This window comes from Nocardia vinacea NBRC 16497 (assembly GCF_000308835.1).
Classification (GTDB): Bacteria; Actinomycetota; Actinomycetes; order Mycobacteriales; family Mycobacteriaceae; genus Nocardia; species Nocardia vinacea.
This window is the reverse complement of the sequence record NZ_BAGN01000080.1, coordinates 1-15068: the sequence shown is the minus strand read 5'-3', so window position 1 is coordinate 15068 and position 15068 is coordinate 1. Positions and strand designations below refer to the sequence as shown.

Sequence of the window (15068 nt, the reverse complement as noted above, 5' to 3'; positions counted from 1 at the left end):
TAGCCCGCACCACGCAGCAGCCCGGTTGCCTCGGACATCAGCACCAACGTCGCCGGCGCATTCGGATCGAGCCCGGCAAGCATCCGCCCTACGGATTGTTCCGCAGGCCAGGCAACCCCCAACGCCGCAGCGGTCCTGCGCATCGAATCGATCGCCGAATCAATGGGCGGCGGCATCGTCCGCAGCAATGCGATGCGCTCACCGACACTGGGCGCACCATCGGATCCACTGCCGTTCAACATGATTCGTGCCGCACATATCCCGGTCAGCAGGGAAATCTGTTCGTTCCAGTCATCGGCGGCGGTACGCGGTTCCACCACCAGACGCCAGTGGCCGACGGCCTTGTCGTCACGGATGACGCTCTGGGCGGGCAGGCGCAGCCCGATCGCGCCGCGTGCCAGCCCGGCCTCGATGCGCCGCGTGCCGAATTCCGGCAGGGCCGCGATCGAGGGATGCAGGCGGTTCGCGTCGGCGTCGGCCTGGACGCTCGCGTAGTCGAGTCGGGCGCGCGAGCGCACGGTGGCTCGGATCACCGAGAATCGTTGCGGTTCCGCGTTCTCATCGCATTCGATGGTCCAGAGGGCGGCCGGCCTGGTCTGGTCGGGCAGCAGGCTCGCGGAATTCTCCGACAGGATCGGCGGGTGCAGCGGCACGGTGCCGTCCGGGAGATAGAAGGTCTGCCCGCGCGCGCCCGCTTCCTGGGCCAGCGGGCCGGCGGGGTCTACTACGGCGCCGACATCGGCGATCGCGTAATGGACGGTGAAACCGGAAGAGGTGCGTTCGATATGCACCGCCTGATCCAGATCCATGGCGCCGGGCGGGTCGATCGTGACGAATGGAATATCTGTGCGATCGGCGCGAGTGCCCGCGAACGCGTCGATCGCGTCGCGGGCCGCCGCGGTTGCCTCGGCGGGATACGCCGAGGCCAATCCGAATTCGGATCGAATGGCGCCGAAATCGACCGGCGCCGACACGATCCGCTGGTGGAGTTCCACGCTGTCGCAGTCGGTCTCTACTGCAGTGCCAACATGGTGCCGTTCAATTCATTGAGCGGGCCGTATACGGTAAAGGTCACCCGCCCACCCGGGACGCTGGTGGAAACGTCCGCCGCGGCGTCCAGCGCCTGGCCGAACGACGCCGCCGACGGATGCGGCAGACCGGCGATGGCCTGCCCGATGTGGTTCTGGTGCACCCAGGCGGTGTCGGCCGGGTTGAGGTCGACCTGGACCCCACCCGCCAGCGGGGTGACCGCGACCGCCGAGGCGGATCCGGTGCCCAGCATGGCGAAAACCGATGCGGCCCCGGCGATCAGCGCACCGGCGACCAGTGAACGAACAATCCGCATAGAGTTGTGACCTGCTTCCATGATCGAAGAATGAGTTTCGTGGCGGACCGGCAACGGGTCTTACCAACGGCGCCTACTCTATGACGTCGCTCACGTTCTAGGCCAGTTCCAACTGAATCGCCATGCCGGACACACCGAGCCCGGCGAGGTCACACCCCGACTGCTAGGGTTCCCCGGCGTGGCGGGATCGAGCTTTTCCCGCACATTCGCAAGTGACCCGTACGTCGACAATTGGGAGTTATCCACTGATGTCAACGATTCTTTTCGATTACCTGATGCCTCTGCTCGGTCCCGAGCAGGCGGCGTATTGGGCTCAGGTGTTCATGGTCAACCCGCTCTGACCTCACCGTCAACGATGCGGTTTTCGTCGCCTTCCGTTAACCACACGGGAGGCGACGTTTCCCAACTGCCGCTAGCATCCCGCTGCGTGACCAGAACTACCGCCGCTATCGCGGCCAGCTCCGCCGTCTTCGCCCTGCTCCTTGCCGGTTGCAATGATGACAACAGCTCTTCCGCCGCTCCCGCTTCCGCGACGACTTCGGCGGCCAAGGCCGCGGGCGGGGAAACATTGGACAACGTCAAGGCGGGGACGTTCGTTGTCAGCTACCGCAGCGCTTTCCCCAAGCTCGCCGAGGGCGCAGACGACGCCAAAATCCGCGACATCCTGGTCGAAACCTGCAAGGACATCAAGGGCGGCAAGGGCGAGGACGAAGTCGTCCCGAACGTCATCAAGCGCACGAAGGGCGCCTCCGAGGCCTCCAAGGAAGAGGCCCAGGCCATCTATCAGATGGCGAAGATGCTCTGCTGAGCTGAAATCGTCATTCCTTCAGCCACGGCAAGTAATTGGGCAGGTATTTCAACACATACCCGACGGTGATCATGACGATGATCGCGATCACGGGAATCAGTATGGACATCGGCCCGGTTTCCTTACGTTGTGCTACCGATGCGGTCGTACGGCGCAATCGGCCGTAGTGACTGTTTGCGGGTCGCTCGAAACGGTCGGCCGTACCCGTATCGGTATACGCCCGTTGTGTTACGAGCGCATTCCATCTTGTTCTGCCGCCGGCGTGTTGCCCTGACCGAGTGCCGGTGTCGGCTCGGGCGGAGTGATCTCCGGTGTGGGCTCGGGTGCGGTCGGGGTGGACTCGGCGGTGCTCGCCACGGACGGCGTACCGCGTTCCAGGAACCGCAGTAACTCCACCGGAAACGGCAGCACCAATGTCGAATTCTTTTCCGCCGCAACCTGAACCACGGTCTCCAGCAGTCGTAGTTGCAGTGCCGCCGGCGATTCCGACATTTGCGCACCCGCCTGGGCCAACTTCTTCGACGCCTGTAATTCGCCCTCGGCGGAAATCACCCGCGCCCGCCGTTCCCGCTCCGCCTCGGCCTGCCGCGACATCGAGCGCTTCAGTGAATCCGGTATCGATACATCCTTGATCTCCACCCGATCGATATGGATTCCCCAGCCGAGAGCCGGGCTGTCGATCATGATCTCCAGCCCCTTGTTCAGCTCCTCACGATTGGACAACAGGCTATCCAGGTCACTCTTTCCGATAATCGAACGCAAGGACGTCTGCGCCACCTGGCCTACCGCGAACAGATAGTTCTGTACCTCCACCACCGCGCAGACCGGATCGATCACCCGGAAATAGACCACGGCGTCGACGCGCACGGTCACGTTGTCACGGGTGATGCCGTCCTGCGCGGGCACCGGCATGGTGACGATCTGCGTGGAGACCTTGCGCATCCGGTCGACGAATGGAATCAGCATGCGCAGTCCGGGATCTCGGGTCCCGACCACCCGGCCGAACCGGAACACCAACCCCTTCTCGTATTGGGTGACAATGCGCGCGCTCATCGCGGTGACTATCCCGCCCGCGATCGCCCCCACCCCGAAAATCGCCCCGATAACGGCAAGAATATCCATGGTTACACCCCGTGCGAAGTGCCTGACCGCACCGAATTCCGGCTCAGCGGTCCACTTCCATCATGGCACCGGCGAGCACCGGATTGCAGGGGGCGGACGAGTTGGCCTGTAAGCCGGATCCTGTCCCCGGTTCACACCGGGTGACGGCCATCCATCTGGACACACCGTTGCCGGGTGCCTCGAGCGGTCCACCCGCAGGCTCGGGCGAGCAACCCTCGAACACCTGCGCAGCCGCACCGCGAACGGTGCGACCTTCGACCTTGCTCCGGGCGGGGTTTACCTAGCCGCCCCGGTCACCCGGGGCGCTGGTGCGCTCTTACCGCACCGTTTCACCCTCACCGCACGATCCCGAGGGATCGTGGGCGGTCTGTTTTCTGTGGCACTTTCCCGCGGGTCACCCCGGGTTGCCGTTAGCAACCGCCCTGCTCTGTGGAGTCCGGACTTTCCTCGGCGACGGGCGGCGGCACTCGCGTGCCCGTTCCCGTCACCGCGGCCGCCCGGCCAACTCGTCCGCAGCGTTCAGCCTACTTTGATCAAGGGGTACGTTGTTCAGTGGCCTGACCTGCCAACCGGTCGGAGCGCAAAAGTTCGGACCGAAACAGTACGGTGAGGTGCCATGGAACGTGTCGAGGTCAGTTTTCCCTCGGGTAGCGAGCACTGCGCTGCCTGGCTGTATCCCCCCGCCGGCATCCCCAAGCCCCGCCCACTTGTGGTGATGGGGCACGGACTCGGCGCAAACCGGGAGATGGGGCTTGATAGGTACGCCCGGCGCTTCGCCGCTGCCGGAATGGGTGTGCTGGTATTCGATTACCGGCATTTCGGGGCCAGTCAGGGTGCGCCGCGGCAGCTACTACATATCGCTCGGCAGCGCGAGGACTGGCGCTCGGCCATCTCCTACGCGCGCACGCTGCGCGGCTTCGACGCGACCCGAATCGCGCTGTGGGGCACCTCTTTCGGCGGCGGCCATGTGCTGTCGGTCGCGCCCGACGACGACTACATCGCGGCCGTAGTCGCCCAGGTCCCGTTCACCAGTGGATGGGCCTCGGCACTGGCGAAGGGCCCGACCAGCCTGACCAAGGTGGCCACCATCGCGGCCACCGATCTGCTCGTCGGTCCGATCCGGCGCAAGCCCGTTCGCGTTCGGTTGGCCGGTCGCAAGCGTTCGGCGGCGCTGATGAGCGCGCCGGATGCGCCGGAAGGTTATGGCAGGCTCGCCGACGAGAGCGAGACCTACGAACCGAAAGTCGCTGCCCGCGTGGCATTCTCGACACTGTTCGATTCACCCGGCCGCCGCGCCAAGGCCTTGAAGATGCCGGTCTTCTACGCGGTGGCCGACAACGACACGATCGCACCGCCGAAGCCGACACTGCGCGCGGCCGAACGCACCAAACACGCGATCGTAAAGCGCTATCCGGTAGGGCATTTCGATGTCTACTTCGACGATGTCTTCGAGCAGACGGTATACGACCAGACCGAGTTCCTGGTGTCGGTACTGCGGCCCTAGCTGCCTGTTCGGTCGCACCGACGGTATGCTGGGACGAGACGGCCGGTCGTCAGGATGACCGGCCACGTCGATGGCCCGGATGCGCCGCGAAGCATCATTGTGATGGAATTCATTGTCTGCCAAGACTTCCGCTCCCTCGGGAAGGGTATTCCCGCGCGCCGGTGACGGCCGCGCGGGTGCGCACCCGCCCCGAACTCCGCCGCCAACGCCGTCCGCGTTCGCATGGCTGTTGGAATCATCTACTCGCGGCACCGCTTTGGCCCAAGCACGGTGTCAATCTCGGCACGCTGCTTCGCACATGTGATGCGGTCGGTGCGTGCATGGCGGTGCCGCGACGGCCCTGGGTGCCCGATGCGCTCAACCACGGCAATACGCTGCGCCACCGCCAGTGCGTGCATTGGATCGACGGGCGGGTCGATCGATGGCTGCAGCGTCAGCGGGACGGGGGTTCGGCGATCCTGGGCGTGGAACTCACCGACGAATCCATCCGACTCGCCGATCTACCCGTCACCCGCAAACGCACCGTCATCGTGCTCGGCCACGAGTCCACCGGCATCCCACCGGAAGGGCTCGAACTACTGGATCTGGCAGTCGAGATCCCGATGCTCGGCACCGGACACAGTCTCAATGTGGCCGTCGCCGGATCGCTGGTGCTCTACAAACTCGCGGGACTGTGCTGAGCTCACCAGCCCGAAACCACCGCTGGAGTTCGAGCCGTCGACGTAGGTCGCGGTAGATTGCGGTGGAATTCACGTCGGAAGTGGGAGCGTGCGATGACCGATCCATTGGCACTGGAGATTCGGCGGCAGCAGCTGTTTCATCGGCTTCGGGAACTGCGCGGGGAGCTGGCCGAGCTCGATGCCGACTACGGTTCGTTGCAGGTCTCGGGAATGTTGGTCGATACCGACGGGATCGGGGCGCTCACCACCCCGGCCTACTGCATTGCCGGGGCACGAGAAGTCTTCGAGGAGACCACGATCGAACTCGACGCCGCCGCAGATGCGCTCGATCGCGCCGGGGTGTACACCACCCGGCTGCGTCCGGTCGCCCTCGACTAGTAAACCTGTCGGTGCCTGCGGCTACAGTCACCTGCCATGAACCTCGCGACCGCGGCCGTCGCCGATATCGTCGACGCGATAACGCCACTCGATGCGCTCGAGCGGCAGCATATCGAGGACACCAGGGCCTGGCTGGCCTCGACCGACGATGTGTTCCGTCGCGTCAAACCCGATACTCCCCCACGGCATCTGGTCTCGTATGTGGTGCTCGTCGACCCGCGAGCCCGCAGCGTGCTGCTCGGCCGACATCTCCTCGCCGGACTGTGGCTGCCGACCGGCGGTCACATCTCGCCGGGAGAACATCCACTGGCCGCCGCCGGACGCGAGGCCGCGGAGGAGTTGAGCATCGATCCCGAATTCACCGTCATCGGGACCGAACCGCTGTTCCTCACCATCACGACGACGATCGGCACGCACAGCGGACACCAGGATGTCAGCCTCTGGTACGTCATCCGCGGCGACCGCACCCGCGAATACACCTTGGACCCGGGCGAATTCGCGGAAGCACGCTGGTGGGAAGTCGACACCTTCGACGGCACCGACGCCGATCCACATTTCGCGCGCTTCCTCACGAAACTCGAACCGCTACTCCCTGAAAGGATTCCGAACCTTTGAACGATTACCGATCAGCGTCTTCCAGCCCTACGTACTCGACTCCGGTGACAATATCGGGCAGGATTCTGGTCACTCGATCACCAGAACCGACCGTGCGAGCGGGCAAGAACCGTTGGTAGTGCACGATTTCGTGTTGATCGCGCACGGTATCGGCGATGCCGGTCACGATCACGCACCAGCCGAGCGAGGTCCGGTGGTCGATCGCGTCCACCTCGTAGGCCACCACCTGACGATCGAGCGAACCGGTAATCGCGGCGTCGGCATAGATGACCAGGTGGTCCTCGACCAAAGCATGGCTGACCGGACGAATCGCGGGTAAGGCGTAACGCGAGAACGCGACACGCCCGAATCCGATCGTGCCCAGCAGGTGCAGTGCGGTATCGACCGACAGTTCGCGCGACTCCCGCACACCGTCTGCTGCCATACCCCATTGTCCACCAGTTCGTGACGAGAAGCAGCCCATATCGGTCACCTCACTTCGGAGGAGCAGTGATCATGTTGCCTACCAAGCAATTACACGGTACGAAGGATAAACAGGTATCGGTTTTCCGAAGGAGCCGTTCGTCAGCGCCGAAATCGGGCGCAGTAGAATAGCCGCGTCTCCGGGGTCCCGAAACGTGGCCACTGAATACGAATCAAACGACTCAGGAGGATTTCGATGCCCGACGATGTGCGGTCGAGCTCTCGGACCGGCGCCCGCGTGGGCAGCAGCCGAGGCACGTGGCGTAGGCCGCGACGATCATTCGGCCCCACCAAGGAGCTATCCGGAACAGCCACCGCGTTCGCCGATACCAGCGATCGGCTGGTGCGCCGCCTCTTCGACACCGGGCTGCGGCTGCACAAACTCCGTATGGTCTTCGATCGGCCCGATCCGAGCGCCGCCGAATTGCGGACGGCCGGCGATGCGATCGCCGCGATGCTCGACGACCTGGATGGGCTGATCCGCGAAACCGGACTCGCCATGCTGGATCTCGCCCATGAACGGGATACCGAGACGATCGAATCGCTGCGCAACCAAGCCATACACGACGGGCGACTGACGAATCGTCGCGGACGACTACGCTGAGCCGACGAGTCAGCGCATATCGTTCAGGATCGGCAGGGAATCCAAGACGGCCGAACACCCATGCAGAGTCGCGGCCTCCGCGGCAGACGTCCATGGACCGGGTATCCAGTGGAAGCTTTCGTTCCGCGGGTGCACCCGACTGACCCAGGTGCGGCTCGCCGTCTCGGCATTGACAGCGGATGCGATGAGGTAATAGCCACTGGCGCGTGCGTGACGCAGCGGTGTCGGTGCACGATAGCCGGATGAGGGTGCGGCAGTTGGGCGGGGACGAATGGACGGTCGCCCGAGAGATTCGGCTCGACGCACTAGCGGGATCCCCACCGGGGACGTTCGGTTCGACGTTCGAGGTTGCATCGCAGTGGGATGAACCGCAATGGCGGCAGTGGATGGGTACACGGCTGCTGTTCGTCGCCGAGCGCGACGGCGGAGTCGTCGGCTCGGCGGGCATCGTGACCAAGACCGATGGCAGTCCGCCGGTCGTGGCGTCGGTCTGGGTGAATCCGAGCGCACGCGGCACCGGAGCATCGGATCTACTGCTGGCCGCAACCATCGACTGGACCAGGGCACATGGTCACGAGGAACTTCGGCTCTGGGTCGTCGAAGGCAACCATCATGCCGAGTCCCTGTACCTGCGAACAGGTTTCGTTTTCACCGGATGCAAACAGCGGTGCGCAGCGGATGATCCTCGCCTTGAAAGTGAAATGTTCATTGCGGTGATGTCCGATATCGTGCCGACTCGACCTTCCGGATGACATCTCGACGGGCGCGTGCGTCACGAGAGCTGACAGCACCGAGGTTCACAACCCGGCCCGCCGCACCCCACTCGCCTCCAACGCCGCGAACACCGCAACCCATACTGCGCCGATCAGCAGGAACGCGACCCCGAGCCCGGTCAAGTCGAGCAGACCCGAGAACGGCAGCACCACCAGCGCCAGCGCCGAGACCACATTGACCCTGATAACAGCGACCGTATGGCCTGGCACGAGGTCCGGGTACCCGGCAATGAGCAATAGCGCGAGTCCGCCGCCGACCATCGCGACGCCGAACGGAATGGACCAGGCGGTCGGCAGCCCCAACGGCCCACTCAGCGCAGCCGCCCCGGCCAGCATGACGACGCCGAACACCCCGGTGCCCCAGCCGTCCAAGCGCAGTACGGTGCGCAGGTAATCGGGACGCGCGACGAGTGTGCCCATCTTCTTCTCCTTTGTCGATCCGGCAGCCGATCGGCTCCCGAAACCGACCATGCCGGGCCTGAGGTGAAGGTCTCAATAACCTCTGAGGTCATGGCCGAGCGCACGCGGCGCTGATTAACCTGCCCAGGTGGCGGTAAAACAGGCGCAATCGCGGGTCGGCGCCCTGCTGCGCGACTGGCGGCAGCGGCGCAGGCTCAGCCAGCTCGACCTGGCGCTGGCCGCGGACAGCTCCTCGCGCCACATCTCCTATCTGGAGACCGGACGGGCCAAACCCAGCCGAGCCATGATTCTGCGGCTCTGCGATGCGCTGGAGGTGCCGCTGCGCGAGCGCAACACCCTGCTGCTGGCCGCCGACTACGCACCGGCCTACCGGGAGAGCAGTCTCGACGATGCGAGCCTTGCCTCGGTCCGCTCCGCACTGGACATCATGCTGACCGCGCACGAGCCCTATCCGGCGGTCGTGGTGGACCGCCTGTGGAATGTGGTCACCGGCAATAACGCCATGGGCCTGTTCATGGCCGATATCCCCGAAGCGCTGATGCTGCCGCAACCGAATGTCTACCGGCTGGTGCTGCACCCCGACGGCCTCGCGGCCCGCCTCGCCAACCTGACCCAGGTCCGAGAGTTGTTCCTGGAGCGACTGTCCCGCCAGGTCAATGCCACCGGTGACGCCGAGCTCCGAACACTCTATGACGAGGTCGCCGCCTATCCCTTACCACCGGATTCCATCGATGAACCCGATGACGATGCGGCACAACCCAATCCATTCGAGGTGCCGCTGCGCATCCGAACTCCGTTCGGGGAACTACGCATGTTCAGCACCATGGCCACCTTCGGCGCACCCGCCGATGTCACGCTGTCCGAACTCGCGATCGAATTGTTCTACCCGCTCGACGAATTCACCACCGCAGCCCTGCGCGGGCTCGCGGCGGCACACAACTTGTCGACGGATCAGATGGGCTGGAATCCGCTACCGACCCCACCGGTGGCGTCCACGGCCTGAAGTATCTGATCGATCGGCGCGAAAAATGCCGGTGAGTGAATGGGTAACGCCGGGAAGATGCATGGAATATTGAATCCGACGCCGTTGATTCCGGTCAGCCGCCCCTGATTCATGCCGACCAGTCGATCACCGACGGTGACCGGACCACCGGAATCGCCCGGCTTGGAACAGGATTGGTTGATGGTGGTGCCCTCCAGCGAACCCCAGACCACACCGCAGTCGAATGCGCTGCTGCGCCCGCTCGTGCACACCGGTCCACCGGGCGCGGGCGCCGCACCGAATCCGGTGATGGTGGTCGGCCCGACATTGCGCACGGGCGTGACCTTGTCCGGATCGAATTGCAGCACAGCGAAATCGAGGCCTTCGCCGTCATCGGAGTATGCGACCGTGCCGATCACACCCGCATCCAGGAAGCGCTCGGCGCCGAATCGCGCACCGGTCGGTGCGCAGTGCCCCGCGGTCAGCCCGACCAGGCGCCCGTCGCTGTCGTAGCCGATCGTGGTCAGCGAGCACACGGCGTTGTTATTGAAGACCAGGCCGGAACTGCCGCCGATCACGGCATTTCCGGCCGCGTGAGCAGTACCGGCCCCCACGAGTCCCACAGCTGCCGAGCACAGCGCGATCATTCCCAACTTCACGGCAACTACTCTCCTTCTCGAAAAGCGCTGGCCGACATCAGAATCGACTCAGGCGTCGGCCGATCGCACACACGACGGAGAGCCGCCCCCGACAGCTGCGGCCACTCCGGAACTCTAGTTCACACTCCGTGTTATCCGCTCCCATCGGGGGCAAACCGATCAAGCGTCGAGCATTTCGGCACCGAGCTCCCGGTCCGGATCCGGATCGGCCGCCGCGAGCGCCGAGTCCAACTGCACCGCGACCTCCCGAACGTGCGGTTCGGTCATCATGTGCAGGTGGTCGCCGGGCACCGGGACCAGCGTGAAGCGCCGGGCCGCGTACTGCTGCCACCCGTTGTTCGCGCTGTCGAACATGCTCCCGACGGCCTGGTGCGCGAGATCCACACCCGGTGGCAGGCCATCCTCGGCGCGCAGCAGGGTGATATCGCGGTCGTAGGGTTCGAGCTGGTATTCGAGCAACGCCGTGTAGTTGGCGTAGAACACCTCGTAGAGTCGCCGGATCGCCTGCGGTGAACTGTCGGCGGGCAGAATTCCCGACCGGATCGCCTCGGCGAGCATCGCATCGAAGAGCTCCTCGGATCCGTGCACGTCGGGTTCGAAATCGACGAGCGCGGCCTTATTTCCGCGTGCGTACCAGAGCAATTCGAGGAAGAACCAGCGAATGAGCTGTTCCTCGGCAATGGGTTCGCGAGCCTGCTGCCGCAATGCCATGGTGTCCAGCAGCGTCACACTGGCCACCTCCCGCTCGGGCAGTTGCCGCGCCATCTCGAGCGCGACATTGCCACCGAAAGACCAGCCGGCCAGGTGGTAGGGCCCCTCCGGATACACGCGACGCACCGCCGCCAGATAGGACTCGGCCATCCCGACGATGGTCTTCTCCGGTGTGCTGCCCGCATCCGCGCCCGCGGCCTGCAGGCCGTAGATCGCGCGATCCGGATCGAGGTAGCGGGCAAGCGTCAAGTAGCACAGCACATTTCCGCCGATCGGATGCACCAGGAACAGCGGCGGCTTATGCCCGCCGACGGTGATCGGCACCAGCGGGTCGAAGGTGCGCCGGGTATTTCCGGACCGGATCAGCGCCGCGAGTTGGGCGGCCGTCGGCGCGCCGATGAACAAATCCAGCGGTATTTCGGCGCCGAAGCGCCGGGACAACCCCATCACCACGCGCATGGCGCCGATGGAGGTGCCGCCCGCGGCGAAGAAATCGTCGTCGAGGCCGATGGAACGTAGACCCGCGTATTCGGCAAGTAGCTCGACTGCGGAGTGCTCGTATTCGTCGGCCGGCTCTCGTTGTGCGGTAACCGATTCCGGTGCGGATTCGACGATCGAACGCAAAGCGCCGTCGTCGCGCTTACCGCTGGGGGTGCGGGGCAGTTCGTCGAGGAAGACGAATCGCGAGGGCACCATATGCGCGGGCAGTACGCCGCGCAGATCGTGGCGCAACGCGCCCAGATCGGTCTGCTCGGCATCACCGACCAGGAAGGCGATCAACGCGCCGTCGATGCCGCCGAATCCCCGTGCCACCACGGCCGCCTCGGTGATGGTCGGATACTTCTCGACCAGTCCGAGAATGCACAGCTCCACCTCGGCGGGCTCGACCCGGAAACCGCGGATCTTCACCTGACTGTCACTGCGGCCGAGGCAGACGAGATCGCCGGAGGCCAGCCGCACGCCGAGATCGCCCGTGCGATAGAGAATTCCGCCGCCGTGGGTGGCCACGAACCGCTGTGCGGTCAGTGCCGCCCGGCCCTGGTAGCCGCGGGCGAGGGAACGGCCGCCGAGGTAGATCTCACCGATCACACCATCGGTCACCGGACGCAGTGCGCTGTCGAGCAATTCGACGGTATCGCCGTCGACCGGGCGTCCGATCGGCGGCAGCGCCGGGTAGTCGTCGGGTGCGCCCGCGAGCGTGAATACCGTCGCGACGTGTGATTCCGTTGGACCGTATTGGTTTTCCAGCAATAGCCCAGGGACCACTTTGCACAGCGCGCGGATCTCGTCGGTGACGCGCAACTGCTCACCGGAGGACGCGAGCACTTTGAGGTCGACCGGGAACTTTCGCCGGGCGACAACGGCCTCCGCGAAGGCCTGCAGTGCGACATAGGGCAGGAACAGCCGCTCTATGCCTTCATCGACAACGGTGTTGAGCAATTCCTCGGCATTGGCGCGCAAGTCCGCCGAACTCACCCGCAGTGTGGACCCCGCGGCCAGGGTCGTGAAGATCTCCTGGAACGACACGTCGAAGCTCAACGGCGCCAACTGCAATGTGCTGGCCAGATTCATGCCCGATGGGCTGCGGTTCTGCCAGTCCACCAGCGTGCTCAGGCCGCGGTGTGGCATGGCGACGCCCTTGGGCTCGCCGGTGGAGCCGGAGGTGAACAACACGTAGGCGAGTGCGTCGGGCGAAATGTAGTCCGGGACAGCGAAATCTATGTCACTCTCTGCCATCGAATCGAACACCTCCGCCGTGTCCAGCACCAGTCGGACACTGTCGACGATCTCGGCATAGGCGGCGTCTGCGATCACCCGGTGCGGACGAGCGCGGTCGATCATGAGATTCAGCCGGGCCCGCGGGTAGCTGACATCGAGCGGCACGCAGGCCGCACCCATTCGCATGAGTGCCAGCACCAGCAGCACCAACTCCGGGCGACGGCTCATCAGGATGCCGATCCGGTCGCCGGGCCCGACCCCCAAACCGTTGAGCCACCGGGCGAGTCGATCGCTGCGCTCGATCAGTTCGTCGTAGGTGAGGCTGGATTCGTCGCCTTGGACGGCGATGGTGTGCGGATTGAGCGCGGCCGCGTCGGCGACAAGTGTGCCGACATCGCGCGCGGTCGCCGGACCGCTGCCGCGATCGACCGCCGCATCCGGATCCGCGACGATCGCCGCCAACATGCGCAGCTGAGTCACCGCGACGGTCTCGCATTGGTCCTTGGTCAGCGTGTGATCACCGTTGACCCGCACCCACATTCGGCCGTCGCGCGGATCATGGGCGACCGTGACCAGCAGCTGGAAATTGGTGTCCTCGCGAACGTCGAAGTCGCGTAGGGTGACTCGGTCCGTGCCGAGAATCGGTGCGAAGACGTGGTAGTTGATGAAGTTGAATGCCGTCTCGAACGCGGGCCCGCCATCGGCCAGGATCGACCGCAGTGGATAGCGTCGGTGCGGGTAGGCGTCGCGATCCCGACGCGCTATCTGCTCTACGGCCGCGCGCCAGGTGGCGGCGGTATCGTCCAGCCGCATCGGCAGCGTGTTCAGGAACAGGCCCGCGATACTTTCCGCGCCCGCCCGATCCGGTCGGCCGTGGCTGACCACGCCGGTGGTGATATCGGCGCGGCCGGTCACCGTGCGCAGGGTCAGGCAGTGCGCCGCCAGGTAGACCGCCTTCTCGGGCACCTGATGCCGGGCCGCGAATGCGGTGACCCGCTCGGCGAGCCGACGGGGCACCAGGGCGGCGGCCCCCGGGTCCTGCGCATCCGCACCCTTGTGGACACCGAGGGCGGTCAACGCGGTCGGCTCGGCACCGGCCAGCGCATCGCGCCAGAACTCGCGGGCCGAATCATCGTGCACCGCGGCGATTTCGGACTGGGCGTACTCGGCGAGGATGGTGGCCGCATGCGGCGTGTCATCGATACCGGTTTCGATCAGTCCCAGCTTGTTCAGGTAATCGACCAGCAGTTCGAGCACCGAAGTCGCGACACTCCACCCGTCGAGGATGGCGTGGTGGAAGCTGAGCACCAGATCGACGGTCTGGAGGGTGCCCTCGGACGGCTGCAGGAATACCCGGACGGCATGTAGCGGGGCACGTGCGAGGTCGTACCGGGCGTGCCTGCGTTCCTGCGTGTAGTCCTCGACATCCTGATCGGCCAGCACCGGATCGAGATCGGAGACATCGACGATGTCCATCTCGTACTCGATCGCGGTATGCACGACCTGCAGCGGGACCGAATACTTGCTCAGCTCGAACGAGGAGCGCAGTGCGGGCTGACGGCCTACCAGCCGGTCGAATGCGGCGCGGAACTGCGCGGCGTCCCAAGGCATTTCGAACCGATAGCGGAATACGTCCTTGTAGGTCACCGAATCCGTGCGCTCGATGCTGTGGAAGAGCATGCCGAGCTGCAGCGCGGTGGCCGGAAAGGCATCCTCGACCTGATGCAGTGCGGCGCGGTCGATCAGCGGCACGGTCGCCAATGGATCGGCGATGCGAATCCGGCTGCCGTCCGGGCCATCCGAGACGATCTGGGCCAATTCGGCAATGGTCGGATGCTCATAGAAGGCATCCACATCGAAGAACAGTCCGGCGCGTTCGGCTGCGGTGCGCACCGATAGCGCGAGTATGGAGTCGCCACCGTGGGTAAAGAAGTTGTCGTGTACACCGATGGAGTCGATACCGAGCACGGTCCGCCAGACCTGTGCCAGCTCGGCCTCGACCGGTGTCCGCGGTTCGATCGGCACACCGACGAAGTCCGCATGCTCCGAAACCGCCGCCGCCCGTACCAGCGCCTTGCGATCGGTCTTACCGTTGGGGGTCAACGGAATCCGGTCGACGCGCAGCAGCCGGGTCGGAATCATATAGCGGGGCAGGCGAAGCGCGATCTGTTCGGCGATCTCGTCACCGGTCACGGCATCGCCGACGAAATATCCGACCAGATGCAGCCCATGCGTTTCGGACTGCTCGTCGACGACAACCGCCGCGCGCACACCCGCACAGCCCAG

At 65.1% G+C, this 15068-nt stretch carries 15 protein-coding genes and 1 other RNA gene; 8 read left to right on the top strand and 8 right to left on the bottom strand.

Going from position 1 to position 15068, the window contains the following annotated elements; genetic code table 11:
• Together ON44_RS10190 and ON44_RS10185 are read right to left on the bottom strand one after the other, a co-directional pair.
• Positions 1-995 (bottom strand): RNB domain-containing ribonuclease (locus tag ON44_RS10190; RefSeq protein WP_051181848.1); only part of this gene is annotated, 995 nt, incomplete at its 3' end.
• Positions 996-1012: 17 nt separating this feature from the next.
• Positions 1013-1345 (bottom strand): hypothetical protein, encoded by a 333-nt coding sequence (locus tag ON44_RS10185; protein ID WP_040688408.1) that lies wholly within the window; start codon positions 1343-1345, stop codon positions 1013-1015.
• Between the two features lie 427 nt (positions 1346-1772).
• On the opposite strand from ON44_RS10185, the gene ON44_RS10180 reads away from it, so the two are divergent.
• A complete protein-coding gene (locus tag ON44_RS10180; protein WP_040688406.1) occupies positions 1773-2153 on the top strand; it encodes a hypothetical protein in 381 nt (126 codons plus the stop codon).
• A gap of 228 nt (positions 2154-2381) precedes the next feature.
• On the opposite strand, the gene ON44_RS10175 is transcribed toward ON44_RS10180, so the two are convergent.
• Both ON44_RS10175 and rnpB read right to left on the bottom strand, forming a co-directional pair.
• A complete protein-coding gene (locus tag ON44_RS10175) occupies positions 2382-3206 on the bottom strand; it encodes a slipin family protein (protein WP_373283145.1) in 825 nt (274 codons plus the stop codon).
• Between the two features lie 162 nt (positions 3207-3368).
• Positions 3369-3784, bottom strand: an RNA gene (rnpB, locus tag ON44_RS46645) — RNase P RNA component class A.
• Positions 3785-3891: 107 nt separating this feature from the next.
• Between rnpB and ON44_RS10165 the strand changes: the two genes are divergently transcribed.
• The 4 genes from ON44_RS10165 (at position 3892) to ON44_RS10150 (ending at position 6452) form a co-directional block, all read left to right on the top strand.
• Complete coding sequence (locus tag ON44_RS10165) at positions 3892-4779, top strand: alpha/beta hydrolase (protein ID WP_040688401.1); 888 nt, start codon at positions 3892-3894, stop codon at positions 4777-4779.
• A gap of 161 nt (positions 4780-4940) precedes the next feature.
• Entirely contained in the window at positions 4941-5459 is a 519-nt protein-coding gene (locus ON44_RS10160; RefSeq protein ID WP_040688399.1) for a TrmH family RNA methyltransferase, read from the top strand.
• Between the two features lie 93 nt (positions 5460-5552).
• Positions 5553-5837: a hypothetical protein gene (locus ON44_RS10155; protein ID WP_040688397.1), complete on the top strand. Its 285-nt coding sequence runs from the start codon at positions 5553-5555 to the stop codon at positions 5835-5837.
• 36 nt (positions 5838-5873) lie between these two features.
• Entirely contained in the window at positions 5874-6452 is a 579-nt protein-coding gene (locus tag ON44_RS10150; protein WP_040688394.1) for an NUDIX domain-containing protein, read from the top strand.
• 4 nt (positions 6453-6456) lie between these two features.
• Here ON44_RS10150 and ON44_RS10145 read toward each other — a convergent pair whose 3' ends face one another.
• The gene (locus ON44_RS10145) at positions 6457-6876 is read right to left on the bottom strand and encodes a pyridoxamine 5'-phosphate oxidase family protein (protein ID WP_040688391.1); all 420 of its coding nucleotides are present in this window, start codon (positions 6874-6876) and stop codon (positions 6457-6459) included.
• Positions 6877-7110: 234 nt separating this feature from the next.
• On the opposite strand from ON44_RS10145, the gene ON44_RS10140 reads away from it, so the two are divergent.
• Together ON44_RS10140 and ON44_RS10135 are read left to right on the top strand one after the other, a co-directional pair.
• Positions 7111-7518: a hypothetical protein gene (locus ON44_RS10140; RefSeq protein WP_040688387.1), complete on the top strand. Its 408-nt coding sequence runs from the start codon at positions 7111-7113 to the stop codon at positions 7516-7518.
• 242 nt (positions 7519-7760) lie between these two features.
• Positions 7761-8270, top strand: coding sequence for a GNAT family N-acetyltransferase (locus tag ON44_RS10135; RefSeq protein ID WP_051181846.1), 510 nt, complete (start codon positions 7761-7763; stop codon positions 8268-8270).
• 45 nt (positions 8271-8315) lie between these two features.
• On the opposite strand, the gene ON44_RS10130 is transcribed toward ON44_RS10135, so the two are convergent.
• A complete protein-coding gene (locus tag ON44_RS10130) occupies positions 8316-8711 on the bottom strand; it encodes a hypothetical protein (protein ID WP_040688384.1) in 396 nt (131 codons plus the stop codon).
• A gap of 127 nt (positions 8712-8838) precedes the next feature.
• Between ON44_RS10130 and ON44_RS10125 the strand changes: the two genes are divergently transcribed.
• A complete protein-coding gene (locus ON44_RS10125) occupies positions 8839-9714 on the top strand; it encodes a helix-turn-helix domain-containing protein (RefSeq protein ID WP_051181845.1) in 876 nt (291 codons plus the stop codon).
• On the opposite strand, the gene ON44_RS10120 is transcribed toward ON44_RS10125, so the two are convergent.
• Together ON44_RS10120 and ON44_RS10115 are read right to left on the bottom strand one after the other, a co-directional pair.
• Positions 9663-10352 (bottom strand): S1 family peptidase, encoded by a 690-nt coding sequence (locus ON44_RS10120; protein WP_040688381.1) that lies wholly within the window; start codon positions 10350-10352, stop codon positions 9663-9665. The genes ON44_RS10125 and ON44_RS10120 overlap by 52 nt on opposite strands.
• 159 nt (positions 10353-10511) lie before the next feature.
• The coding region (locus tag ON44_RS10115) for a non-ribosomal peptide synthetase (RefSeq protein WP_040688379.1) at positions 10512-15068 on the bottom strand (4557 nt) is incomplete at its 5' end.